This is a genomic window from Pseudoalteromonas sp. SG43-1, from assembly GCF_014164415.1.
In the GTDB taxonomy this organism is placed as follows: domain Bacteria; phylum Pseudomonadota; class Gammaproteobacteria; order Enterobacterales; family Alteromonadaceae; genus Pseudoalteromonas; species Pseudoalteromonas distincta.
Window position 1 is genome coordinate 36,726 of record NZ_JACJFD010000023.1, and the last position, 25,685, is coordinate 62,410.

21 protein-coding genes are annotated in these 25,685 nt (G+C 39.7%); 13 read left to right on the forward strand and 8 right to left on the reverse strand.

Annotated elements, in window-relative coordinates:
• Window positions 1–892: 892 nt before the first annotated feature.
• From H5159_RS15365 to cyoE, 6 genes are all read left to right on the forward strand, one after another.
• On the forward strand, window positions 893–1,312 hold the full coding sequence (locus tag H5159_RS15365) for a hypothetical protein (protein ID WP_002958097.1): 420 nt from the start codon (window positions 893–895) through the stop codon (window positions 1,310–1,312).
• 323 nt (window positions 1,313–1,635) lie between these two features.
• Entirely contained in the window at window positions 1,636–2,595 is a 960-nt protein-coding gene (gene cyoA, locus H5159_RS15370; protein ID WP_182780580.1) for a ubiquinol oxidase subunit II, read from the forward strand.
• A 2-nt stretch (window positions 2,596–2,597) separates the two neighbouring features.
• Window positions 2,598–4,586, forward strand: coding sequence for a cytochrome o ubiquinol oxidase subunit I (gene cyoB, locus H5159_RS15375; protein ID WP_024596558.1), 1,989 nt, complete (start codon window positions 2,598–2,600; stop codon window positions 4,584–4,586).
• Window positions 4,583–5,209, forward strand: coding sequence for a cytochrome o ubiquinol oxidase subunit III (gene cyoC, locus H5159_RS15380; RefSeq protein WP_002958100.1), 627 nt, complete (start codon window positions 4,583–4,585; stop codon window positions 5,207–5,209). Before cyoB ends, cyoC begins: the two co-directional genes overlap by 4 nt.
• Window positions 5,209–5,565, forward strand: a complete 357-nt coding sequence (gene cyoD, locus H5159_RS15385) for a cytochrome o ubiquinol oxidase subunit IV (RefSeq protein ID WP_002958101.1) — start codon at window positions 5,209–5,211, stop codon at window positions 5,563–5,565. Before cyoC ends, cyoD begins: the two co-directional genes overlap by 1 nt.
• 9 nt (window positions 5,566–5,574) lie before the next feature.
• Window positions 5,575–6,459 carry a heme o synthase gene (cyoE, locus tag H5159_RS15390; protein ID WP_002958102.1) on the forward strand — a complete coding sequence of 295 codons (885 nt, stop codon included), beginning with the start codon at window positions 5,575–5,577 and terminating at the stop codon, window positions 6,457–6,459.
• Between the two features lie 101 nt (window positions 6,460–6,560).
• Here cyoE and H5159_RS15395 read toward each other — a convergent pair whose 3' ends face one another.
• From H5159_RS15395 to H5159_RS15410, 4 genes are all read right to left on the reverse strand, one after another.
• The gene (locus H5159_RS15395; RefSeq protein WP_182693183.1) at window positions 6,561–7,226 is read right to left on the reverse strand and encodes a hypothetical protein; all 666 of its coding nucleotides are present in this window, start codon (window positions 7,224–7,226) and stop codon (window positions 6,561–6,563) included.
• Between the two features lie 173 nt (window positions 7,227–7,399).
• The gene (locus tag H5159_RS15400) at window positions 7,400–9,382 is read right to left on the reverse strand and encodes a phytase (protein WP_182780581.1); all 1,983 of its coding nucleotides are present in this window, start codon (window positions 9,380–9,382) and stop codon (window positions 7,400–7,402) included.
• An 11-nt stretch (window positions 9,383–9,393) separates the two neighbouring features.
• Window positions 9,394–10,368, reverse strand: a complete 975-nt coding sequence (locus tag H5159_RS15405) for a metallophosphoesterase (protein WP_165723817.1) — start codon at window positions 10,366–10,368, stop codon at window positions 9,394–9,396.
• A 61-nt stretch (window positions 10,369–10,429) separates the two neighbouring features.
• Window positions 10,430–12,733 (reverse strand): TonB-dependent siderophore receptor, encoded by a 2,304-nt coding sequence (locus H5159_RS15410; RefSeq protein WP_182738306.1) that lies wholly within the window; start codon window positions 12,731–12,733, stop codon window positions 10,430–10,432.
• 297 nt (window positions 12,734–13,030) lie between these two features.
• On the opposite strand from H5159_RS15410, the gene H5159_RS15415 reads away from it, so the two are divergent.
• Complete coding sequence (locus H5159_RS15415; protein WP_024596554.1) at window positions 13,031–13,951, forward strand: GGDEF domain-containing protein; 921 nt, start codon at window positions 13,031–13,033, stop codon at window positions 13,949–13,951.
• Window positions 13,935–14,936 (forward strand): AraC family transcriptional regulator, encoded by a 1,002-nt coding sequence (locus H5159_RS15420; protein ID WP_024596553.1) that lies wholly within the window; start codon window positions 13,935–13,937, stop codon window positions 14,934–14,936. The genes H5159_RS15415 and H5159_RS15420 overlap by 17 nt, the downstream gene beginning before the upstream one ends.
• Before the next feature lies 1 nt (window position 14,937).
• Here H5159_RS15420 and H5159_RS15425 read toward each other — a convergent pair whose 3' ends face one another.
• From H5159_RS15425 to ettA, 4 genes are all read right to left on the reverse strand, one after another.
• Entirely contained in the window at window positions 14,938–15,441 is a 504-nt protein-coding gene (locus H5159_RS15425) for a TlpA disulfide reductase family protein (protein ID WP_024596552.1), read from the reverse strand.
• Between the two features lie 62 nt (window positions 15,442–15,503).
• A complete protein-coding gene (locus tag H5159_RS15430; RefSeq protein WP_182738304.1) occupies window positions 15,504–16,412 on the reverse strand; it encodes a histone deacetylase in 909 nt (302 codons plus the stop codon).
• Between the two features lie 53 nt (window positions 16,413–16,465).
• On the reverse strand, window positions 16,466–16,831 hold the full coding sequence (locus H5159_RS15435) for a PilZ domain-containing protein (protein WP_002958114.1): 366 nt from the start codon (window positions 16,829–16,831) through the stop codon (window positions 16,466–16,468).
• Between the two features lie 154 nt (window positions 16,832–16,985).
• A complete protein-coding gene (gene ettA / locus H5159_RS15440; protein ID WP_182780582.1) occupies window positions 16,986–18,659 on the reverse strand; it encodes an energy-dependent translational throttle protein EttA in 1,674 nt (557 codons plus the stop codon).
• Window positions 18,660–18,992: 333 nt separating this feature from the next.
• Between ettA and H5159_RS15445 the strand changes: the two genes are divergently transcribed.
• From H5159_RS15445 to H5159_RS15465, 5 genes are all read left to right on the forward strand, one after another.
• On the forward strand, window positions 18,993–19,640 hold the full coding sequence (locus H5159_RS15445) for a porin family protein (protein ID WP_024596549.1): 648 nt from the start codon (window positions 18,993–18,995) through the stop codon (window positions 19,638–19,640).
• Window positions 19,641–19,850: 210 nt separating this feature from the next.
• The gene (gene metA / locus H5159_RS15450; RefSeq protein ID WP_002958117.1) at window positions 19,851–20,798 is read left to right on the forward strand and encodes a homoserine O-succinyltransferase; all 948 of its coding nucleotides are present in this window, start codon (window positions 19,851–19,853) and stop codon (window positions 20,796–20,798) included.
• A complete protein-coding gene (locus H5159_RS15455) occupies window positions 20,788–21,861 on the forward strand; it encodes a homocysteine S-methyltransferase family protein (RefSeq protein ID WP_024605362.1) in 1,074 nt (357 codons plus the stop codon). The genes metA and H5159_RS15455 overlap by 11 nt, the downstream gene beginning before the upstream one ends.
• Before the next feature lie 9 nt (window positions 21,862–21,870).
• Window positions 21,871–24,504, forward strand: coding sequence for a methionine synthase (metH, locus tag H5159_RS15460; RefSeq protein ID WP_182780583.1), 2,634 nt, complete (start codon window positions 21,871–21,873; stop codon window positions 24,502–24,504).
• Window positions 24,505–24,815: 311 nt separating this feature from the next.
• The gene (locus H5159_RS15465; protein ID WP_182734483.1) at window positions 24,816–25,604 is read left to right on the forward strand and encodes a DUF3800 domain-containing protein; all 789 of its coding nucleotides are present in this window, start codon (window positions 24,816–24,818) and stop codon (window positions 25,602–25,604) included.
• Window positions 25,605–25,685 lie beyond the last annotated feature (81 nt).

Consider the following 25,685-nt stretch of genomic DNA (forward strand, 5'->3'; position numbering starts at 1 on the left):
GCAACTCAAGTTTGGTGGTGACTGAGTTTGAGTTGTTTTTATTCCCTACAATTGCCACGCAGTGTAAGCCAAGAATCTTTATATTGTGTGTGAAGATGTTGTCAGTGTGAAAGGCAACTCAAGTTCGGTGGATTCACTTCCATAAAGAACGAGTTTGAGTTGTTTTTATTCCCTACAATTGCCACGTAATGTAAACCAAGAATCTTTATATTGTGTGTGAAGATGTTGTCAGTGTGAAAGGCAACTCAAGTTCAGTGGTGACTGAGTTTGAGTTGTTTTTATTCCCTACAATTGCCACGTAATGTAAACCAAAAATCTTTATATTGTGTGTGAAGATGTTGTCAGTGTGAAAGGCGGCTCAAGTTCGGTGGTGACTTAGCTTGAGTTGTTTTTATTCCCTACAATTGCCACGTAGTGTAAACCAAGAATCTTTATATTGTGTGTGAAGATGTTGTCAGTGTGAAAGGCGGCTCAAGTTCGGTGGTGACTGAATTTGGGCTGTTTTTATTTGTGCCACACAATTATTACTCCCTCCTGAAAACCTATAATCCTATTAAATATTTCTCTTTAAATCGTTTTTTATTTGAGCTAACCGCATGTTTTTTATTGTGTTATTTTTTTATTAACAAAATAGCTTCGAAAGCTTAACTCAAATTAATTGATTTTTAGTTGAACAGAAAATTCTCTTTGTTATACTCACGTTCGAACTTTCAGTAAGTTTTGAAAGTTTGGTTGATACGGATCAATTCTCGCTAGGTAAATATGTGCTAGCTGGATTTGATTGTATTTAGCACCTGGTTTTAGGGTTTACAACAGCAATGTTTTTTAAATTTTTCCATTGCAAACTGTATTACTCTAATTTTGTTATAGTCATTTTAGTAGGTTAATGTCTTTGAACACACTTTCTTTGCATCATACAGCTACGGAACTTGCCTCTGGCGAGCCGCAGACGTGTGAACGCTTGAATAAAGCAGGCAAGGGCGTGTGTGTAGCTATAACTTTATTAGTGTTTAATACTGTAATGTTGCTAAGCGGTGCATTAGAGGATGCCTTCAAGCTTGAAGCGCTATTAAGTGATGGGTTTATTGTAGAGCCACTGTTACTTAATCTTGCGCAATTTTTAGCTCATCCGATCATATCAAGTCAGTTACTTATTGGCCTTTGTTGGTTATTGTTCCATATTTGTCCAGCGCGTCGTGCTGGCATAATCCTCCGTAAAGCAGCCTTTGCTTTTAGCGAGGCTAAAGTTCTTCAGCCTGTGATCTCTTCACATGGTTGTCGTGCTCCACCTAGCTTTACAGGTTGCCTGTAACGCTGCATCTTGTTGCTGGTTTTAATTATTTGTTCTTGCTGTAAATAATTAAGGTTAGCTAAAACAAAGTAGCTCCGTGTTTCTTTAAACACATTTCAGCCAACCACCACTCACCCAAGTTAACTTTTATTACGTTATATAAATGCGTTTAGAAAGCTGGGTTTGTTGCTAGGTCATTAATGGCATGAGCTTTAGGTTTTTTTTGAATAGCCCCCTTATTTTTATAATTTAATTCTAGTTAACTTGGGTTTTTATTGAAAAATCGTTGCTTTGGTTTTTATTTTAAGCAGCAAATTGAAACTCTAGGTTTGTAGGATACTCCCTTGTTAATTCGTAACCTTTGTAATATTGCTTTAGCTAGTACAGTGCTGGCGTTGTCAGGCTGTAAAGGCGGGATACTCGATCCAAAAGGGCAGATAGGCATTGATGAGAAAAATTTAATCATCATCGCAACCGTGCTTATGTTGCTTGTAGTCGTTCCCGTTATTGTGATGACTTTGTATTTCGCTTGGAAATATAGAGACACTCAAAACCAAGAAATTTATGCTCCAAAATGGGCTCATTCAAATAAAATTGAAGCCGTTGTTTGGGCTGTTCCTATTGTTATTGTAATCATTTTAGGTGTTATTACCTGGCAGTCTACCCAAAACTTAGACCCCTATAAACCCATTGAAGGTAAAGGTGAACACCTTACTGTTGAAGTGGTTTCATTAAACTGGAAATGGCTATTTATATATCCTGAGCAAGGTATTGCTACGGTTAATGAATTAGTGTTCCCAGCAAATGTACCTGTTGAATATAAAATCACCTCAGAGAGCACAATGAATTCATTTTTTATTCCGCAATTGGGTAGTCAAATATACTCAATGGCTGGGATGGAAACCAAGCTTCACTTAATTGCAAATGAGCCAGGTACGTTTAAAGGCTTTTCAGCAAATTACAGCGGCGCAGGTTTCACTGGCATGAAATTTAATGCCATTGCTACACCTACTCAAGCAGACTTTGATAAGTGGGTGAGTGATGTGAAAGCGAATTCAAGCGCTAATAACCTGACTCATGCAAATTATGTTGAGCTTGCAAAAGCAAGTGAAAATAACCCAGTAGCATATTACGGAAAAGTTGATGACGGCTTATTTCATACCATTGTTATGAAGTATATGCAGGCGCATGGCGATATGAACAAAAAACACCATGCATTGGGCGAACATGGGCAAATGAGTAAAAAGCATCATGAAATGAGTGAGCACTCAATGCCTTCATCTCACAGCCAAGGCGAGGAATAATAATGTCGTTATTAGGTAATCTTTCACTCGACGCAATTCCGTTTCATGAGCCAATTCTTGTGTTCACGATGTCGGTTATTGCGATAGCTGGGCTTATTATTGCCGGGCTTATTACAAAGTATAAAAAATGGGGCGTGCTTTGGCGCGACTGGATCACGTCTGTTGATCACAAACGCTTAGGCGTAATGTATATTCTTTTAGCACTAATAATGCTGTTTCGTGGTTTTTCTGATGCAATAATGATGCGTGCGCAGTTGGCACTTGCTACCAGTGGTGCGCCAGGTTATTTACCACCAGAACACTACGACCAAATATTTACTGCCCACGGCGTAATCATGATCATATTTATGGCAATGCCATTTATGATTGGTCTAATGAACATTGTATTACCACTTCAAATTGGTGCTCGCGATGTTGCTTTTCCATTTTTAAATAATTTAAGTTTTTGGTTTACAGCCAGTGGTGCAATTTTAATTAACTTATCACTTGTATTTGGTGAATTTGCAAAAACAGGTTGGGTGGCATATCCGCCGCTTTCGGAGCTGACCTTTAGCCCTGGGGTGGGGGTCGATTATTATATTTGGGCCTTGCAAATATCCGGGCTCGGTACACTTCTAACAGCCGTAAACTTTTTAGCAACCGTGTTTAAAATGCGTGCACCAGGTATGACCCTAATGAAAATGCCAATTTTTACATGGGCATGTACATGGGCAAACATCTTAATTGCAGCATCATTCCCAATTTTAACTGCTGTACTTGCAATGCTAACGCTTGACCGTTATCTAGACTTCCACTTCTTTACCAATGAATTGGGCGGTAACGCCATGATGTACATCAACCTGTTTTGGGCATGGGGTCACCCTGAGGTATACATATTAGTATTACCAGCGTTTGGTATTTTTTCTGAAATTATTTCGACCTTTGCCGGTAAACGTTTGTTTGGTTACAAATCGATGGTTTATGCCAGCGGTGCAATCTCAATTTTAGGCTTTATTGTTTGGTTACATCACTTCTTTACTATGGGCTCAAGTGCTAACGTTAACGCGTTCTTTGGGGTAATGACTATGGTTATTGCCGTACCAACTGGGGTTAAGTTGTTTAACTGGTTATTTACTATTTACCGAGGTCGATTACGTATAAGTGTACCGGTACTTTGGACTCTTGGCTTTATGGTTACCTTTACCGTAGGCGGTATGACCGGTGTATTACTTGCCATTCCTGGCGCCGATTATGTACTGCATAACAGCTTATTCTTAATTGCACATTTCCATAACACAATTATTGGTGGTGCTGTGTTTGGTTACCTGGCCGGTTTTGTATTTTGGTTCCCTAAAGCAATGGGCTTTAAACTTAATGAAAAATGGGGCAAAGCATCATTTTGGTGTTGGATTATTGGTTTCTTCGTAGCATTTATGCCGCTGTACGTACTTGGTTTCTTAGGTATGACACGTCGCTTAAACCACACTAACAACCCAGATTGGAACATGTGGTTATACATTGCCGCAGGCGGTGCTGTAATTATTATGTTTGGTATTATCAGCCAAGTAATTCAATTATATGTGAGCTTTAGAGACCGTGAAGCGCTTGACGATACAACAGGCGATCCGTGGAACGGCCACACACTTGAGTGGGCTACAAGTTCACCTCCGCAAATTTATAACTTTGCAACAATTCCACATATTGATGATATTGATGCATGGACCGATATGAAAGAAAAAGGTCAAGCATATCAAGATAAAGCAAACTACAGCCCTATTCATATGCCTAAAAACACATCAGCTGGCGTGTTAATGGCAGCAAGTTTAACAGTATTTTGTTTTGCAATGATTTGGCATATTTGGTGGTTAGCTGTTGTTGGACTAGTAGGCGGAATCGCCATATTTATCAAGCGTTGTTACACCAGCGATGTAGATTACTATATACAACCTGATGAAATTGCACGCATTGAAGCTGCATATAATTCAAGTGGCGTTAAGGAGTTAAAAGCGTGAGTACACTTTCTGCAAATTTAGACTCTGTATCACACGATGATCATGCCCACGCGCATGATCACCACGATACTTCGGGTGATACCGTATTTGGTTTTTGGTTATACCTAATGACCGATTGCCTACTGTTTGCCTCGTTTTTTGCCACTTACGCTGTGTTATTTATGAACACAGCCGGTGGCGTATCGGGTAAAGATATTTTTGAACTCGACTTTGTAGCAGTAGAAACTGCAGCACTACTGATTAGTAGTATTACTTTTGGTTTTGCCATGATTGCCGCTCAAGGGCAAAAAAAGGCACTAACACTGACTTGGTTATTTGTTACGTTTTGTTTAGGTGCTGTGTTTATTGGTATGGAAGTATACGAATTTCATCACCTAATTGTGCATGGCAATGGTCCACAACAAAGTGCCTTTTTAACATCGTTTTTCTCATTAGTTGGCTTACATGGTTTACATGTAACAGCGGGTCTAATTTGGATGACCATAATGATGATTGAAGTTGCTAAACGCGGCTTAGGTAAAGCAACCGTAACGCGTTTAAGCTGCTTAAGCCTATTTTGGCACTTCTTAGACATTGTCTGGATTTGTGTATTTACCGTTGTTTATTTAATGGGAGCAATGTAATGAGCCACAGCGAAACGCATGCGTTAAAGCAAACGCAAAGTGATCATCATGATGAATCTCATGGCAGTGTTAAAACTTACTTAATTGGCTTTGTGCTATCGGTAATTTTAACTGCTATACCGTTTTACATGGTAATGGAAGGTGACTTCTCAAAAGCAACAACGCTTTGGAGCATTGTTACTTTAGCAATCGTACAAATTTGGGTGCATTTAAAATACTTTTTACACCTTAATTTTACCACCGAAGATGGCCGTGCAAGTACTTTTTCATTCCTATTCAGTGCTCTGATCATCGTAATGGTTGTTGGGTTATCTGTTTGGATCATTTATGAATCTAACGCAATGATGATGTACTAGGAGTTGAAGATGTTTCGTCGTTATTTATCAGTGACAAAGCCGGGTATTATTATGGGCAATTTGATCAGCGTAGCGGGCGGGTTTTTACTTGCCTCGCGCGGTGATATAGACCCATGGTTAATGATTGCCACATTAATTGGTTTGTCGCTAGTGGTTGCATCAGGTTGCGCTATCAATAATGTTATAGATAGAGACATAGATGTGGCCATGGCGCGTACTCGTACGCGGGTTACAGTAACGGGCGAAATGTCGGCCTTTGCTGCACTTAGTCACGGTATTTTATTGGGTGTTGTGGGCTTTGGTTTACTTATCGCCTACACCACTCAAGCCGCGGTATTTTTTGCAGCCTTTGGCTACGTAATTTATGTAGGGGTTTATAGCCTCTACATGAAACGCAACTCAGTATATGGCACTTTTGTAGGCAGCCTTTCTGGCGCTGTACCGCCAGTAGTTGGTTACTGCGCCGTAACAGGGCAGTTCGATATGGGCGCATTAATACTGCTAGTCATGTTTAGCTTGTGGCAAATGCCGCATTCATATGCCATTGCTATTTTTCGCTTTAAAGATTACCAAGCTGCAGGTATTCCTGTATTACCTGTAGCGCAAGGAATTGATAAAGCAAAGCGCCATATCGTACTTTACATTGCTGTATATGCATTGGTGGTGATGTTGCTACCAATTACTGGCTACACAGGTGCTGCCTTTATGGCTGTTGCTTGTATTACCAGCTTTTGGTGGTTGCTAATGGCGCTGCGCGGTTATCGTCGTAATATTGATATGAGTAGCTGGGCACGTAAAGTGTTCGCATTTTCAATTATTAATATTACAGCGTTAAGTATTGCTATGGCTGTTGATTATCATAGTGTTGCTCCACAGCTATTAACGCTTACCTAATTTAAAAATTTTTAACTATTCCAAAGTTAATCCAAAGGCTCGAAAGGGCCTTTTTTTATGCCTAAATATTAAAATAATTGAACATCAGTATTCTCACCCTTTTACTTTCTAAAATCATCAGCATTGTAATAAAGTGGTTTAAGGGTGCCGCAGTTAATAAATTTATAGGTAAGCTCATTTTCAGCTGGGACACGTTTTGAGGTACGAAGCTTTTGCATACATGCATTAACTAAATCAACAAAAATAAGATGGTTATAGCTCGGCGCTTGTTGAATTTTATGAATATAAATATGCTCAGTACCGCCTAGATTAATCATGTCGTAATCTTGCCATTGCGATGATTCACTTAAATCTTTTAGCTCTCTGGCATACAGTTGCTTACTCAGTTCAAGCTCTTTTTTTGAGTAAATTAAACTACCACCTTGTTGATAATCACCCTCGTAAATATCGGCAATAATCGTAATTTCTTCACCACGCATTAAATGTTGAATATTAAACGCTTGTGGCTTAACCGTGATTAGCTCAGCATTTCTAACAAAGTTTAAGAGTGCGACATCGGGGTTTCCTATTTTATAAACAACTTGCACGTCATCTGGAGAATTATAACTAGGTAAGTTAATCGCAATTATAGATGAGCCTTGATTAACCAAAGCCATAGGATGCTCAGCATTGTAAGCGGGGTCTACCGGTGGTAGTTCTGTTTTTTCTTCTTCTGCTACAGCAAAGCCACTTAAAGTAACTAGTAATAAAGTAAGTAGTAGGCGCATTATAATCTCAATTAATTTATGAGCTTAAATTTTAGTATAAAATATACATTACATTGAGTTAATTGCACTTAATACTTAAACGCCAAGCATTATATAAAAGGCTCAAATGAGCCTTTTATACAATTTCAAGGTAATCTCAAAGCGACATTAAAATAATGGCGACTAAATAAGCACTACTTAATTGCTTTTTTTACTTCTCGCCAATCTATTATTTTAAAGTTTTGAGGCTGCTGTGGCATACGATTATAACCATCTTGTACAACTAAAATACCTTCAGGATAACCCGGAAGAGACTTAGATGTTACTGTTAACCCGTCGGTTTCTGATGAGCCATCAATACCATTAACCAAATCACTTATTACACTAAACTTACCTGCAAACTCTAAGCTAGGTGTTTTAATGCCCGCAGTACCATTCTTTATTTTATACAGTACGTAGCTGTTATCACCTTGGCTGGAAACAACTAAATAACGTGTTTTGTCGCTGTGGTAAATTTCCATACCTTCAACATCATCAACAAGTTGCTCATTTATACCTTGCAGCATAACCGGTGTACTGCCTGCCGTTGGCTCTGCACCTATAAACCAAATACCGGCATCTTCTTCGCCTACAAATAATTGTCCTAGTTCATCATCTGCACTACAGCCTTCTGGTTGGCTTGGTAGGTTAAACTCGCGAACAAGTTTACCTGTTATTTTTTCGTTATTCTCACTGATTTTATATTGCTGATATAGCCCCGATTTATCATTTACAAATACATAGTTCCCCGTATTTGACGAGTACATACATAAGCCATAAATTTCATCAAGATTGGTAGGAATATCAGCAATGTACTTCACACTATTATTAGCTTGTACTGAAAATACACTAATACCGTTAAGCGTTCGGTTACTAGCAGTTATTAATGTATTGGTACTGTTTTTAATCGTGCTATTTTGTCGCAGGTCTACGTTATTTAAACGACCAACTTCAAGTGACTGTTCAAGCTTGCCATTTAGGCTGTATACCATTAGTCCACGGCGTTTATCGGTGCCTAAAATTAAGCTGTTTGCTGCATCTTTAGGGTTAACCCAAATTGCCGGATCGTCTGCTGCATCACCAAATGCTTGAACGGGGGCCGTTTGTGCACTTGCCTTTATTTGAGTGATTGATTGAGTGTTGGTTTTTAATGATTTTATGATAGGTGTTACAGGTAATGTACTTTTAATATAAGCGCCTGCTTCGTCGTTATACAGCACTGCCGTTGCCGCGTTGTTACTTGTGTAATTTACCGCTACCGATTCCAAGCTCAAGTCACCATTTAACATCCAGTTATTAAGCATTTTACTAATTGGATCATAAGCATACACAGTATTGTTTTTGGTACTAGTAAACCAGATAATACCATCTTGCGAAGCTGAAATAGCTCCTAGTTCACTGTCTAACTTTCCAAAGGGGGCGACTAAAGCAATCGGTTTTTTATCTGCTTGCGATTCCGCGTTCGCGTTTATTGCCCAAATGCCTACTTCGCTTTCACTTACATATAAGGTATTTGTTGTTGTACTTACAGCACAACCCGACGCCTCACTAACGCCAGAAAATTCACGTACATTTACGTTAACCGCTTTATTATTCGCTGTATCAAAAATAATAGTTTCGGTAATTAGCCCGCGTACATCAGGTACAAATGCCGATATTGATTCACTCGCTTTATTAGCAAATAAACACACCGTATCGGGTTGTGCTTGTGGTGGGTTAATGCGGGTTAGTTCAATTGTATCCCAGCCACTTTGAGTGTGCTCAAGCTTAAATATAACAACGTTATCTTGATTGTTATCAATAGTTGCAACCAAAAATGAGTGTGCTGTTAGCTTAGTGACAGCAAGCGCTTCAAAGTTACCTTTTTTTATAATGCGGCTTTGTTGCGTTTCACTTTCAACTAACACTAAGCCTTTGCTTTCGCTTGCTAGCAACCAATTGTTATTATTTAACCATGCCGCTTGTGAGCCTTGCATGTTATCTGTTGGACCAAATTCAGTACTATTAATGACTATTTTATCGGATGTGTTTTTTACTGCCGTATTTGTAGCCATATTACTATTGCTACACGCACTTAATGTACTAAGCACTAAGCTACTTACAATTAAGCTAATAGATATTTTTAATTTAAAGTTCATGTTGTAACCCTTTATTGGTCAAAGCGCTTTTGAGTGCTGTAACGCACTTCGCCTTTATAGTTAATAGCCGTTGCTTTTAGTGCTTCATTGTTAATCGAAAAGCTCAAAAATCCTGGAGTAGCTTCTGCAAAACGCGTAAATTCACGTTGTTTTACGTAACGCGCTTCGCTACCACCACCAGATACAAAGTGGTCGAGTTTACTGCCATCTATTTGGTTATGTTGCAGGTCATGTTCGTGTCCTGCTATGTATGCTTGCACACCATTTTGCTCAAATATGGGCTCGAGTAAATTACGTAAACCTTCAGTAAGTCCGTAACGTTTTCCACTGCTATAAAGTGGGTGATGACCAACCACTATTTTCCATCGTGCCTGGCTATTTGATAGTTGGCTATCTAACCATGTTAATTGCGCTTGGCTGTTTTGCCCTTGAGTTGCTTTGTATTTTTCGCGTGTTTTGTATTCAGGATTTAAAGTATTAGTGTCTAAAAACACCATTAATATCTGCTCGCCACCTTTTAAAGTAAAGGTTTTGCTGTAATAGCGTGCAGGTAAATTCCAGCGCTGACTTTTTTTACTGTAATCAAGTTGTGCTTGCGCATTACCTAAATAATCATGATTACCCAGTACTACATACCAAGGCTCGAATGTATGTGGACCATGGTAAATATCTTCATAGGCACTTTGCCAAAGCGGGTCGTTAACACTTGCCACGCCATTGGGATAAAAGTTATCGCCAGTTGAAATAGTAAAATCACCATCCGTTTGAAACATCGCTATTTCTAACTGGTGTGCTACGTCTTTTTGATAAAAGTGCCCGTTATGTCCCCAATCACCAATAACCGTAAAATTTAAGCTCTTAGGCAGCACCGTCAAGTTGGCAATTTTTTGTTGCTCGTATAATACATCGGTGTACGTTACGTTTGCCAATACGCTTTGTATACTGCATAAGCCAAGTGTTATTAGCAGTAATGTTTTTTTTATCATTATAGTTCTCTCATGTTTGGTAGCGCTAAATAAAGTGATTAGCACTACCTCATAAACTTATTTAAAATGCGTAACGCAGCATAAGTTGATAAACCGGTCCCGCTTCTTCAGATTCAATTTCGTACTCATCAAAGCTTCTACTAAACTGATCTTCAACGGTATCAAATTTATTAAAGGTTTCGTCTTTACTTGCATCAAGTAGGTTTGAACCCACCAAGCGTAGCGTTACATCTTCCCAACGTTTTTCTAAAAACACTTCAAAGTCGGCACTGTAAGATGTAGTTATTTCTTCACCTACAATACGTCCATAGGCATCACCTTGCTTACGGTAAGTTACGCCAAATGCAGCTTTGAGTTCGGGTAAGTCTTGAATAAACCCAATGTTATAAACGTAGTCTGATTGGTCGTTAAATTTGCGAGTTCCAAAAAAATCGGTTACTTCACTATCAAGCCATGAGTAGTTTAAAAATACACCCGTATTAGGCATGCTAAATGCGCCAAGTGGAGTAGATAAATCAAGCTCAACTCCTTTAACATTACCATCGCCGGTGTTGCGTGGTTGCAGTACAAATGTACCTTCGCCCTCAGAGCCTTCTTGTCCTGTATTTGCTATTTCTATTAGGTCATTTACTTTGCGATAAAATAAATTAATACCTACAACGCCACTTTTTCCTAAGCGATACTCGTAGCCTAAGTCCATACCCCAAGCTGATTCTGGTTTTAATTCAGGGTTCCCTAGTTGGTCGTTATCGCCAAGCTCTTTTTCGATAAGTGCCGGCGTTAAAAAATCAAACTCAGGGCGGCGTAAACTACGCGCAATCGATGCACTTATACGCCCATTTTCGCTAACGTTATAACGAAAGTGTGCCGAGGGGAGGATAAAGTCGTAACTATTATTTTCGGTCACGCCAATTGTTTTATCATTAATTTTAGAATCGGTAGACTCCCAGCGAACGCCCAGCTCCCAAGCAAATAAATCATCTTTGTGCTTAACAAGGGCAAATAAGTCAAAGCGATCTTCTTCTAAAGTATTTACACCACCAGTAACCGCTTCGTACTCGCTATTAAATGCAGCAAGCGTTAAAGGTGATGCTGCGTATTGATCCCAACTGGTAAGTGCAAGTTCTAATTCGTTTTGCGATTCTAAAATTTCACTGTCGCGTTTTTTATTTTGTAAAAATGCACCAAGCTGAATTTCTTTGCTGTCACCCCAAGGTTGGCTGTGTTGCCACTGTAGAGTCCATTCTTTATCGTCTATGTTGCTGCGAGCTTGTTCTTCTTCAAATATCATTGGCAGCTCAGAGGTATCTAGTTCTACTTCTTGCTCATAAACAGACTCTTCAAACCGAGCAAAGCCAAATTTAAACTTACTTGTGCCGCTTAGTAGTGGAAATTCATAAGCGGTATTGATGTTGTAATTAGTTTGGTCAATATATTTAACATTGGCATTATCTGTTTCTAAGTTACCGCCATTTACAATATCGTTATTGGTTGCAGTTGGGTCGTTGTATTCAAATGAACGTTCATCCTCAGTACGCTCTGTATCAACCCACATAGCGCTAATATTAAACTGACTATCGTCGTCAAAAACAATTTCGTAGCTGGAGTTAAGTGACGTGTCGTCGCCATCGCGAGTGTCTGATTGGTCTTCGCGGTTATCAAACTCTTCTGTTTGAAAACTTATATTGTTTTCAGGGCTATCGCCGTAGCGCAAACTAGTTTTTTGTTTTGGGTTATATCTGCCTTGTAAATTTGCACCAAGTAATAAGCGCCCACCAGCAAATTCAGTACCGTACACAGCAGCCAAGCTTTCTTTAAATTCACCATCGTCATAAAGCAAGCCACCAGCACGCAAGTAACCGCCATCTAAACTGTAACCATCGCGCAATACAATATTTAATGTGCCCGCAATAGCATCGGCTGAGCGGTTAGCACTTGATGAGCGAATAATTTCAACGCGTTCAATTAACTCAGCCGGAATTCGGTCAACAAAAAATGAACGGTCGGCACCAGCGCCAGGTACTTCTTCACCGTTTATAAGCACCTTTGTATAAGCAGGGCTTAACCCCCGCATACGTGCACCATCCGATTCAAGCACATCCGATAAAAATGTAACACTGGGTACTCGTTTTAATGCATCGCCTGCGGTCAATGGTTCAAAACGTTGAAAGTACTCTTGTGAATATTCTAAGGTTGGTGCGAGTTCGTCTGAGCGGTTTCTGTAGCCAATTTCACCGTATACAACAATTTTGTCAGAAACTTCGATATCTTTTTTTGTGGTTTCTTTTGCATCATCTTCTGCATAAGCCGTTAAATTACATAAGGCTAATGCGGCTACCAGTGCTTTTATTTTAAAGTCTTTCATTGTATTTGCTCTTGGTTATTGCTGGGTTGTTTCTTGATATGGCGAGCAAGCTAAAGATATTTGATTACGTAAATGTGACAGTGTTTAGTTTAAATACATGTATTTAGAGGTGTTTGAGCAATATCTAGAGCGTATTGAGCTTTTATCACTCCTCGTAAAGTCAGGTGTTATGTACCGTGCAGGGCTGTTTTTAAAGTAGGTATCATTTAGTTGTCATATAGCTGAGCTAATATGACCCTGCTAACAAAAACTTGTATGAACTAACTTTAAAACTCATTTATAAACGAGATACCGCACATGCGATTTAACCCCTTTATCAGCCACCGATTATTAATAAACGCTATTATTGCGATGTTTTTTAGCGCTGTGTTTTTAAGTAGTTATTTAGGTGTATTAAAAACTTACGCCAGTATTCAGTGGCTCGATATTATGGGGGAGGGCGGTATTGTATTAATGACTCTCGTATGGATTGCCGCGTTATTAATTTCAAGACCACCGGGTAAAGTAACCACTTACTTAGTGATAGGTGTTGGGTTATTTATGTTCTCGGCAACCCTCGATTTACTTGATGAATGGCTAATGCATCCCGCCCATCAATGGCTCAGTTGGATTGAATCTCTGCCAGCACCTTTAGGCATGTTGTTAACGAGTGTGGGTTTGTATTATTGGCATCAAGAGCAGTACGTATTAAATCGTCAGCTACGCCGCCGTGAAGCGCATTTACGTGAGCACGATAAGGTGTGTTCAGTTACAGGTCTTTATAAGGCGCAGTACCTAGATTCTGCAATTAAAGAGCAACTTACGAGCAAACAACCACTCTGGCTTGGGGCTATTGATATTCGTGATTTTTCGCATTTTAATAGTGAGTTTGGCTTTAGTGAGGGCGACCGGTTACTGCGTGAAATTAGCGAGCTATTGTTAATGAATTGCCGACTAAGTGATGTAGTGTGCCGCTACGCAGGAGATTGCTTTATGGTATTGATGCCAGCCACCACAGAGCAGCAAGCTAAAGAGTTGATGGCACAAATTAAAGGAGCTCTAAAGCATTGTGCATTTAAAGTTGAAGCATCTAAAAAAGCAAAGTTTCAATATGTCACTACCGCCTTAATACAAGGTAATACGCATAGCAGTACAGGTAAACTAACAAGCCAACTGCATAGTCAATTACAACAAAAAAAGCATCAACTAAAAGTAGCGCACCGTGCACATGTTTGTTAGCCAAGACGACAAATATTTAAGCGCTCAAGGGCTTATTACGTCAGCTGTAGAGCTTGCTCAAAGCCGAAACATAAATTTACATAAGCTGCTACGCGGTACCGGTATTTTTGAACAAGACTTACTTAATTTTCAGCATACATTTAGTGTGTCTCAGCAGGTGCGTTTATTAGCTCAATTTAAGTTGTTGATGAAAAGTACTGACAGTGGTTTTTTACTCGGTAGCCAACTTATTAACGACACTCGAGCCGAAGCTCAGGCATTAAAATATAGCGATAATTTAGCTCAAGTATTAAAGCAATTATCACTTTTAAGAATGCAATTAGCGCCTTTGCTGTTTAGCCAAACGTATATTAAAAACGATAATGTTTATATTTATATTCAGCCAGCACATGGGTTTGATGAAAGCCTTTACCACTATGTGCTAGAGATATACAGCACTGCATTTTATAGTTTACTTAAACGAGTGAGCGAAAGTTACCCGCATTGTCAGTTCGACTTTGCTTTTAAACGCCCTCGGCATATTCAAGAATACGAGCAAAATTTAGGGCTAAAGGTAAGTTTTGATAAGCCATGTACTCGCTGGGTATTAAATAAAACCATGTTAAGGGCTAAAAACCCGCATGCGAGTCAATTACGATTTATGCAAGCGCAGTCGCAGCTACATAATAAAAGCGTAGTTAGCATGACTTTTATTGAAGCCGTCTGCAGATACTTATACTCTCACCCAAGTGCTAATTTAGAGTGCACCGCAAAGCACTTTGCTATGAGCTCAGCTACATTTAAGCGCAGACTCAAACTCAATGGGGTACGCTTTTCAGCGTTAATAGATGAGCAAAATAAGCACAAAGCTATTTACCTACTTACTCTGTGCGCCAAACATAACGAACAAGTCGCTGAACATTTAGCTTTTTACGATATACCTAACTTTCGGCGCGCCTTTAAACGCTGGACAGGCTTAACACCTAATCAGTTAAAAGCGCAATAAGTTACTCAGTTGCCATGTCTATGGAGTGCAACAATGTTCGTGCATTTAAATGAAGATTTGGATCTTCTGGGTTTGACGTATTAGTCAGCCAAATTACATTGCCTTCTTTATTTACAAATAATGTAGTAGGTGTGCCTCGTATACCTAATTGCTGTGCTATTGCATCGGCTTTTACAGCTGTTTTAAAAGTATAACCTCTTTCGCTAAGTGCTTTAGCGGGAGTAGCATCGTCATCTTCTTCAAAGCTCACGGCAATAACTTTTAATCCCATATCATCAATTTTTTGAAGTGCTGGCTGCAGCTTTTTACAGTACGGACACCATGTTGCCCAAAAGTGTAAAACGTAAGGTTGACCTAATAAATCTTGAGTATTGAGTGGCGACCCATCAGCCATTTGTAAATTTAATGTTGGCAATTTAGGATATGTTGCTTCTGAGCTTGTATCTTGTGCGTAAGCTGTAAAGCTTAATAAAATTAGCGTGATGGTAATAAATAGCTGTTTCATAATATGCTCTTTTTTATTTTACATATTAAACAAGAACGATAATTTAACATTTTCATTTCAAACTAAAAGCCAGCAGCTTGTTCAACAACAATAGCGTGGCGTTTAGCGAGGCGTAGGTGATCTCTATCGTAACCTCCACCTATCACAGTAGCTACAGGTGTATTGTGTTCAAGGCAGCGTTTTAGCACTAAATGGTCACGTTTAGCTATGCCATCCCAGCTAATATCTAACTTACCCAAGCCATCACCTTGCCAAATATCAACGCCAGCATCGTAAAGTACTAAGCTTGGGTTTAGCTCTTTAAGTAAATAACTTAGTGTTTCGTTAACTATGGCAAGGTATTCGTCGTCCTTCATATTATTTGCCAGGCCAATGTCTAAATCGCTAGCGGACTTTCTAAAGGGGAAGTTTTTTTCACAATGGATAGAGCAAGTATACGCATAGGGTTGATGCTGTAACATTGCAGCTGTGCCATCACCTTGGTGCACGTCTAAATCAAAAATAAGTACGTTAGTTACCTCACCCGATTTAATTAAAGTTTGCGTGGTAAAGGCCAAATCGTTAACCATACAAAAACCTGAACCAAAGTCATTATGTGCGTGATGTGTACCACCAGCAAGATGACATGCTATACCGTGTTTAAGTGCTAAGCGGGCTGTCTGTAGCGTTCCTTGAGGGGCTGTAAATGTACGTGCCATAAGCTCTTTTGACCAAGGTAGACCAATGCGACGCATGGCTTTTTCATCTAAGCGGTTGTGCCATAAATCTTGGATATAATTATCGCAATGCACAAGCTCAAGCGGCTCTGGCGTGCCTAATATTGGCTCAACTAGGTTACTGCCGATTAAACCAAGCTCTGCAACATGTTGATATAAATGTGCAAATTTACTCATTACAAAGCGATGCTTAGGATCAAAGCTAAACGAGTAGTTAGGATGGTATATCAAAGGCAAATGAGGATTTAAGCGCATATTTACAAGCTTTATAAAGTTTGCGCTATGGTAATCAACTTAAGAGAATGAGTCTATTGTGAGTCATTAATAAGTGACGCTAATTCGCGATGCAGTAGCTCATCATCGGCTAAGTTTAGCTCTATTAAACGCTTTAAATAAGTAATACTGTCTATATCAATGTGATGGCATTTTAAACCAATATGATCGGCTTCAATATGGCAAATCACTACTTCCATTTTTATTTCTATATCGCTTTGAGGTAATGTAAAACGCAGTATTGCTTGCGTATTGTGGCTGCCAATAAATGCATCACAATTAGTAACCAACGCGCCATGTAACGATAGATCGAGTAATTTACACGGATACTGTTGGCTATCAAAACATAACAGAGCGTTAGTTGAAAATAGCACACGAGAAAACTGTCGACGATTTTGCATAACCTAATTTAGCCTTACTGTTTTTATAATAAATTAAGCATAGCGGGTAATTCTCTACATGCTAGCAAGATGTGCTCCTGTAATGCTGGTGACATAAAAAAGCCCTGCAAAGTGCAGGGCTTAAGTTATACAAACATAAAATTAACCAATATTTTTAGCCAATTTTTTTGTACTTAATACGTTTAGGTTGAGTTGCCTCAGCGCCTAGGGTCTTTTTAAGCCACTCTTCATATTCAGTGTAGTTACCATCAAAGAAGTTAATTTGACCTTCATCACGGTAATCTAAAATATGAGTAGCGATACGGTCAAGGAACCAACGGTCATGCGAGATACACATTACACAACCTGGGAACTCTAAAATAGCGTTCTCCAGTGCACGTAGTGTTTCAACGTCCAAGTCATTGGTTGGCTCATCGAGTAGTAACACATTGCCGCCAGCTTTTAATAACTTAGCAAGGTGTAAACGGTTACGCTCACCACCTGATAGGTCTTTAACAAACTTTTGCTGATCGTTACCTTTAAAGTTAAAGCGACTTACATATGCTCGGCTTGGGAACTCAAAGTTACCAATTTTCAGTACGTCTTGTCCGTCTGATATTTCTTGGAAAACAGTTTTGCTTTCGTCCATACCGTCGCGGAACTGATCAACAGTAGCTAGGTGTACTGTTTCGCCAACGCTGATGTTACCGCTGTCTTGCGTTTGCTCACCGCTTATCATTTTAAACAGCGTTGATTTACCCGCGCCATTCGCGCCAATAATGCCCACAATGGCACCTTTTGGCATGCTAAAGCTTAAGTCATCAATTAAAACTCGATCGCCAAAACTCTTACGAAGATTAGTTACTTCAAGTACTTGGTCACCTAAACGCGGACCAGGTGGGATAAACATCTCGTTAGTTTCGTTACGTTTTTGGTAATCAGACTGCTGCATTTCAGTAAACTGAGCCATACGTGCTTTTGACTTAGCTTGACGACCTTTAGGGTTTGAACGAACCCATTCAAGTTCTTGCGCAATTGATTTTTGACGTGCTTTTTCAGATTTTTGTTCTTGCTGTAAGCGCGCATCTTTTTGTTCAAGCCAAGAAGAGTAGTTACCTTCCCATGGAATACCTTCACCACGGTCAAGCTCTAATATCCAGCCAGCTACATTATCAAGGAAGTAACGGTCATGCGTTACAGCCACAACAGTGCCTTCGTAATCGTGTAAGAAGCGCTCTAACCATGCAACCGACTCAGCATCCAAGTGGTTAGTAGGTTCATCAAGGATAAGCATGTCTGGTTTTTCAAGTAATAATCGACATATAGCAACACGGCGACGCTCACCACCTGAAAGGTGCTCAATTTTAGCATCCCACTCTGGCAGGCGAAGTGCATCAGCTGCGCGTTCTAAAACGTTGTCGATGTTATGACCATCGTGCGCCTGAATAACAGCTTCAAGCTCGCCTTGCTCTTTTGCAAGTGCGTCAAAGTCAGCGTCTTCCATGGCGTATTCGTTATACACTTCGTCAAGACGTTTAAGTGCATGTTTAACTTCGCCAACAGCTTCTTCAACAGTTTCACGTACTGTTTTACTTTCGTCTAAAACAGGTTCTTGCGGTAAATAACCAATTTTAGTACCAGACTGAGGATGTGCATCACCTTCAAAATCTTGGTCAACACCGGCCATAATACGCAGTAACGTAGATTTACCAGAACCGTTTAAACCAAGCACACCAATTTTAGCGCCAGGAAAAAAGTGCAACGAAATATCTTTTAAGATAGTGCGCTTAGGTGGCACAACCTTAGATACTCGACTCATCGAGAATATAAATTTATCAGGTAAAACCATGGAGGAAAGCCTTCAAATAATAATAAAAATTTCAATGTTGTATTGTAGTGGCTCACAGGTGAAACAGTCAACGAATGCTGTATAGAACAATACACTTACCTAAGCGGTACTTTGTTTTGATTGCTCGTTAAAAACACTACTATTACAGGATTTCTATTGTGTAAAATTCTGTAATCTATTGTTTTATATTGTTCAAATACATTTCATTTTTAACAAAAGTGGTACAGTATATTTACAAGCTGTAAAGTATAAGCAAGTTATATAGGCAGGCCACACTTAGTTTGTTGTTAAACATCACATTATTAAATATTACAAAGGTTTAAAGGAATGAACATGAAAATAGTTACAAGGTTAGGGGCATTACTTTTAGGTTTATACTCATTTTCGAGCCAAGCAGACATACTCCACGTAAATGGTTATTACCAAGGAATAGGGATAGGGTCTACGCAAATTGATGTATACGAGAGTGATAGCATACAGTTTACAACGCTTTACGGCCGGTTTGGATATCAGTTTTCGCGTTACTTTGCATTAGAAGGGCGTATAGGTTTTGGGTTAAATGATGAGTCAACGCCTCTAAACGGAATTGTTTACACTCAGAACCCACAGGACGGTTCGCTGAGTTCAGAATTCATTAAGAGCGAAATCGATTCAAGCCTTGATTTGCAAACAAGTATATTTGTAAAAGCTAATTATCCAATTTCATCTCGAGCTGATGTGTTTTTATTTGGTGGCTATGGTAGAAATAAATTAAGTTACAATGAAGGCGACTTAAAAAACCTTGCAGAATCAATAACTGGTACAGATACAAATTCTACGCTAATAACTGAGCAAAACTACGATGAAGGCGGCGTAACGTACGGAACCGGCATTGACTTTAGGCTAACTCAACGCTGGCAAGTAAGTGCTGAATACCAATATTTTGATACAAATGAAGGCGATATTTACGCTCTTAATTTATCTGTAAATTATCGTTTTTAATTATAATAGCGCTACTGATTTTAGTAGCGCTATTTCAATTCACTAAAACAAAGTACTTCAATATAAATGCATTCCCTCTCATCTATAACTTTTAGTAAATCTTAAAAAAATCATGAATAAATTTCATTTGGACATCTATACATCTAGAGGTTGATATTTTTTACTTTCAGTTCATAATTAAGCCTCGGTTTTTATGAGCAGGAGTAAAGTATGCCAATTACAGTAAAAGACGAGTTGCCGGCAATTGCACGTTTACGTCAAGAAAACGTATTTGTAATGCCAAAAAGTCGTGCAAAAACGCAAGAAATACGCCCAATGCGTTTGGCTATTTTAAACTTAATGCCTAATAAAGTAGAAACCGAAGTTCAGTTTATTCGCTTACTTGCCAACTCACCTTTGCAAGTAAACGTAGAACTACTGCGCCTCGACACTCACCGCAGTAGCAGCAACTCAGAAGAGCACCTTGATACCTTCTACCGTTATTTTTCTGAGGTTAAAGACAACAATTACGATGCATTAATAGTAACCGGTGCGCCACTTGCCCATTTAGAATACGACGATGTAGCGTATTGGGATGAGCTAAAGGTCATTATTGATTGGGCTGAGCAACACGTTACCTCTACGTTATTTTCTTGTTGGGCAGCGCATGCAGCGTTATATCACCGTTACAATTTAAAACGCGATTTAAAAGACGATAAACTGTGTGGCGTATTTACTCACCAGTGTTATTTTGATCACGGTGCACTGACTCGCGGATTCGACGATACCTTTTTGGTACCTCACTCACGCTACGGCCATATTGATATAAATAAAATAAACGCCTGTGAAGAACTCGTTGTACTGGCAGGTTCTGAGCGAGTAGGGGCTTACTTACTTAAAAATAAATCGGGTAGCCAAGTGTTTATAACCGGCCACCCAGAGTACGACGCCGACTCGCTAAAAGCAGAATACGAGCGCGATTGTAAAAAAAGCCCTAATGCACCAAAGCCCGAAAATTACTTTCCGGATGACGATGCAACCAAACAACCTTCAAAAACGTGGCAAAGCCATGCTTTTTTACTTTTTTCGAACTGGTTAAATTACTACGTGTACCAAACCACACCGTATGATATTAATTTAGTTAGCCAAGACGTGAGGACTAACAACTATGCCGAATAACGCGCCTACAAATAATAAGCAAGCCGAAATAAGTGCCGCATTAAAAGAACGCATTTTAATTTTAGATGGCGCAATGGGCACCATGATCCAAGATCATAAGCTAGAAGAAGAAGACTATCGCGGAGAGCGTTTTAAAGACTGGCATGTATTAATTAAAGGTAATAACGATTTATTAAGCCTAACCAAGCCCGACTTAATCACTGATATTCATCGTGGTTTTTTATCAGCGGGCGCCGATATTATCGAAACCAACACGTTTAACTCGACCACTATTTCGATGGAAGATTACGACATGGCAAACCTAAGCCGTGAAATAAACCTAGAGTCGGCTAAATTAGCACGCGCAATTTGCGATGAATTTACGGCTAAAACGCCAGAAAAACCGCGCTATGTAGCCGGTGTTTTAGGGCCGACATCTAAAACGTGTTCAATTTCGCCAGACGTAAACGATCCGGGTTACCGAAACGTTACTTTTGATAAGCTAGTTACTGCGTATGTAGAGTCTACCCTTGCATTAATGGAAGGCGGCGCCGATTTAATACTAATCGAAACTATATTCGACACGCTTAATGCAAAAGCCGCCTCGTTTGGTGTAGAAGAAGCCTTTGAGCAAGCAGGGCGCACATTACCAGTTATGATCTCGGGCACTATTACCGACGCTTCTGGCCGTACGCTTTCTGGGCAAACAACCGAAGCATTTTATAACTCTATTCGCCATATTAAGCCTATTTCGATTGGTTTAAACTGCGCGCTTGGCCCTGATTTACTGCGCCAATATGTAGAAGAGCTTTCGCGCGTGTGCGAAACCTTTACATCGGTACACCCTAATGCGGGCTTGCCTAATGAGTTTGGTGAATACGACTTAGAAGCGCCTGAAATGGCAGCCGAAATTATCGATTGGGGTAAATCGGGCTTTATTAATATAGTAGGTGGATGTTGTGGCACCACGCCTGCGCATATTCGTGCTTTTGCAAAAGGTTTAGCAGGCGTTAAACCACGCCAACTGCCAGAGCTTGAAGTACGCATGCGTTTATCAGGCCTTGAAGCCTGTAACTTAAATTAAGGAGCCAACATGACCCAACAAATAGCAGTATTTACTAATGTCGGCGAACGTACCAATGTAACCGGTTCTGCCATGTTTAAACGTTTAATCATGGAAGAAGACTTTGAAGCTGCGCTAACAGTGGCCCGCGAACAAGTAGAAAATGGCGCACAGGTTATTGATATAAACATGGACGAAGCCATGTTGGACTCAAAAGCCGCTATGGTTAAGTTTTTAAACTTAATAGCCTCAGAGCCTGATATTTCACGCGTACCCATTATGGTCGACTCCTCTAAATGGGAAGTAATAGAAGCAGGCTTAAAGTGTATTCAAGGTAAGGCCATTGTTAACTCTATATCGCTAAAAGAGGGCGAAGAGCCGTTTATTCGCCAAGCTAAAATAATAAAACGCTTTGGTGCAGCTGCCGTTGTAATGGCGTTTGATACTGACGGACAAGCTGATACAGCAGACCGCAAATATGAAATATGTGCCCGCAGCTACAAAATATTAGTAGAAGATATTGGTTTTCCACCAGAAGATATTATATTCGACCCTAATATATTTGCCGTAGCCACCGGTATAGAAGAGCACGACAACTACGCTGTAGAATTTATTGAAGGCACACGCCGCATTAAACAAAACTTACCGCACTGTAAAGTGTCGGGCGGGGTGTCAAATGTATCGTTTTCATTTAGAGGTAATAACCCAGTACGTGAAGCTATTCACTCGGTATTTTTATACCACGCCATAAAAGCGGGTATGGATATGGGGATCGTAAATGCAGGGCAACTCGCCGTTTACGACGACATCCCAGAGGAGCTTCGTAAAGCCGTTGAAGACGTAATACTTAACACAGACCCAGGTGCAGGCGAGCGTTTAGTAGAGCTTGCACCAAAATACTCTGGTATGGCACAAGCCGAGCGAGTAGAAGATTTAGAATGGCGCACATGGCCTGTTGAAAAACGCCTTGAGCACGCGCTTGTAAAAGGCATTACTACCTTTATAGATGAAGATACCGAAGAGTGCCGCGCTGCTGCCGATAAACCTATTCACGTAATTGAAGGGCCGTTAATGGATGGCATGAACGTGGTAGGTGATTTATTTGGCGCAGGTAAAATGTTTTTACCACAAGTGGTTAAATCGGCGCGCGTAATGAAACGAGCCGTAGCCTACCTAGACCCATTTATTGAAGCCGAAAAAGAAGAAGGCTCAACCAATGGTAAAATAGTGATGGCGACCGTAAAAGGCGACGTACACGACATAGGTAAAAATATTGTAGGCGTGGTACTACAGTGTAATAACTATGAAGTTATTGATTTAGGCGTAATGGTACCTGCCGATAAAATACTGCAAACCGCCATCGACGAAAAAGCCGATATTATTGGTTTATCGGGCTTAATTACCCCATCGCTTGACGAAATGGTACACGTAGCAAAAGAAATGAAACGCCGTGGTTTTGAACTGCCGCTACTCATTGGTGGTGCAACTACCTCTAAAGCGCACACCGCAGTAAAAATTGAGCCGCAATATGACAAAGGCGTTGTGTATGTAAATAACGCAAGCCGTGCAGTTGGTGTGGTTTCAAACTTACTATCAAAAGACATTAAACCTGACTTTTTAGCTAAAACTAAAGCTGAATATGTAAAAGTACGCGAGCAACAAGCGCGTAAAAAACCACGCTCTAAGCCTGTTACAATCCAGCGCGCACGCGATAACGCAGCAAAGCTTGATTGGGATAACTACACACCACCAGTGCCTAAAAAGCTGGGCGTGACCGAGTTTAAAAATGTACCAATTGCTACTTTGCGTAAATACATAGATTGGACGCCATACTTTATGACGTGGTCAATTGCCGGTAAATACCCGCGCATAATGGACGATGAAGTAGTAGGCGAGCAAGCGCAAAGCTTATTTAAAGACGCTAACGATATGTTAGACGACCTTGAAAAAGCAGGCAGTTTGCAACCACTTGGTGTAATTGGTTTATTCCCGGCTAACCGCGTGGGTGATGACATAGAAATATACACCGACGAAACACGCAAAGAAGTATTAACTACTTCATGCCATTTACGCCAGCAAACCGCAAAAACCGACTTTGCTAATTATTGCCTAGCCGACTACATAGCACCAAAAGGCACGCCTGATTACTTTGGCGCGTTTGCAGTAACGGGCGGCCTAGAAGAGGACGACTTAGCAAATGCGTTTGACGCACAGCAAGACGATTACAACAAAATAATGGTTAAAGCGGTTGCCGACAGGCTCGCCGAAGCGTTTGCAGAATACCTACACGAAAAAGTACGTAAAGAGTATTGGGGTTTTGCACCAGACGAAAACCTAGCAAACGATGAGCTAATACGCGAAAACTACCAAGGTATTCGTCCAGCGCCAGGTTACCCTGCGTGCCCAGAGCACACCGAGAAAAAGAAAATTTGGCAGTTGCTCGACACCGAAAAACGCATTGGCATGCAGCTAACCAGCTCGTACGCCATGTGGCCAGGTGCTGCTGTTTCGGGTTGGTACTTTTCACACCCTGAGGCTAAATACTACGCCGTAGCAGCTGTGCAAAAGGATCAGGTAGAAGACTACGCTAAACGAACCAATATGACGCTTGAAGAAGCTGAAAGGTGGCTATCGCCTAACTTGGGGTATGATCCGGAGTTATAGCGAAGCGGTCAGTTTTTAGTTGTGAGCTATCAGTAAACACAAAGAACAAAAACGAGCCTAATTAGGCTCGTTTTTTTGTTTTTAAATTAGTTTAGTTAGATAGAGATGTATTATGGTTTTGTCGCATAGCATTAATAAACGTTTTTTGTGAAAAATAATAAAGTCCTTTTTTTGTCTAGATAATCATATGTTTACAAAGAGTTTATTTAGTGAAATTATTAATCAAGCGAATATAAGTAGTTTTGGGATGTTATGACCCTCAAAAATTGAACCCAATAGGCTATTTAATGCTTATGCATAAGGAGAGTGAAGTGAACGATGTAGTATCATTTGCTGATGAAAGTGGAATTTCAAAAGGGTCACCTTGTTATACTATCGGTATTTTAAATGTTCCAAGTGAATATTTAGATGAATTCAATTTTAAAATTGAACAAATTTATAAATCGAGTGGGATTCAAGGTGAAATAAAGTGGGAAAAAATAAGAAAAAGCTCAGGACAAATTAATTTATGCTTAAATATCTTAAAGTTTGTACTAAGTAGCCCGTGTACTTTCCATGCTATTGCGGTATCAAAAGCCCCTTATCATAAATGGCATAGAGATGAAGAAGCGGCTTTTTACACAACGTATAATCAACTTCTAAATCAAAGTAGTAAAGGTTTAAACGCTAACTTTAAAGTATACATAGACCAGAAAAGTACAAAATACCCCAAACAAGATGAAGTAATTCAAATTATTACTAATCATATGCTTGCTAAATTACCAACATCTTCAAAAATTGAGCTTGTATCAATGCAAGACTCTAAGCTTCATTGGGGTTTACAGGCTGTTGATATATTAACTGGGGCAGTTAATACTGGTTATCTTTTATATTTCAACCCCAAATCTGATATGCAAATGGCAAAAAAACTAGCCACTTTTCGAATGGCTTCAATTTTAGGTTGGGATCAATTAGCCTATGATACTAGACCAAATAATATGTTTAACATTTGGCACTTTCCGATAGAAACTAGAGCTATACCAGATACTAGAGATATAGTTCCTAATTTTGCAGTACCAAATGTTAGTAGAGCAGAATATGAAGTTATAACAGGCTCTTAATAAGGTTTTAGACGGACTTTACTTAGGGAAGGCTTTGAAAGATTTACTCGCTTTTGTTTCATTTCGTATTTAATAACAAAA

Coding starts and splice junctions, on each gene's coding strand:
- H5159_RS15410 (WP_182738306.1), bottom strand. CDS start 12,733: ATGAAAGACTTTAAAATAAAAGCACTGGTAGCCGCATTAGCCTTATGT.
- H5159_RS15415 (WP_024596554.1), top strand. CDS start 13,031: ATGCGATTTAACCCCTTTATCAGCCACCGATTATTAATAAACGCTATT.
- H5159_RS15445 (WP_024596549.1), top strand. CDS start 18,993: ATGAAAATAGTTACAAGGTTAGGGGCATTACTTTTAGGTTTATACTCA.
- metA (WP_002958117.1), top strand. CDS start 19,851: ATGCCAATTACAGTAAAAGACGAGTTGCCGGCAATTGCACGTTTACGT.
- H5159_RS15455 (WP_024605362.1), top strand. CDS start 20,788: ATGCCGAATAACGCGCCTACAAATAATAAGCAAGCCGAAATAAGTGCC.
- H5159_RS15395 (WP_182693183.1), bottom strand. CDS start 7,226: ATGCGCCTACTACTTACTTTATTACTAGTTACTTTAAGTGGCTTTGCT.
- cyoE (WP_002958102.1), top strand. CDS start 5,575: ATGTTTCGTCGTTATTTATCAGTGACAAAGCCGGGTATTATTATGGGC.
- H5159_RS15405 (WP_165723817.1), bottom strand. CDS start 10,368: ATGATAAAAAAAACATTACTGCTAATAACACTTGGCTTATGCAGTATA.
- metH (WP_182780583.1), top strand. CDS start 21,871: ATGACCCAACAAATAGCAGTATTTACTAATGTCGGCGAACGTACCAAT.
- H5159_RS15435 (WP_002958114.1), bottom strand. CDS start 16,831: ATGCAAAATCGTCGACAGTTTTCTCGTGTGCTATTTTCAACTAACGCT.
- H5159_RS15425 (WP_024596552.1), bottom strand. CDS start 15,441: ATGAAACAGCTATTTATTACCATCACGCTAATTTTATTAAGCTTTACA.
- cyoD (WP_002958101.1), top strand. CDS start 5,209: ATGAGCCACAGCGAAACGCATGCGTTAAAGCAAACGCAAAGTGATCAT.
- H5159_RS15400 (WP_182780581.1), bottom strand. CDS start 9,382: ATGAACTTTAAATTAAAAATATCTATTAGCTTAATTGTAAGTAGCTTA.
- cyoB (WP_024596558.1), top strand. CDS start 2,598: ATGTCGTTATTAGGTAATCTTTCACTCGACGCAATTCCGTTTCATGAG.
- ettA (WP_182780582.1), bottom strand. CDS start 18,659: ATGGTTTTACCTGATAAATTTATATTCTCGATGAGTCGAGTATCTAAG.
- H5159_RS15430 (WP_182738304.1), bottom strand. CDS start 16,412: ATGCGCTTAAATCCTCATTTGCCTTTGATATACCATCCTAACTACTCG.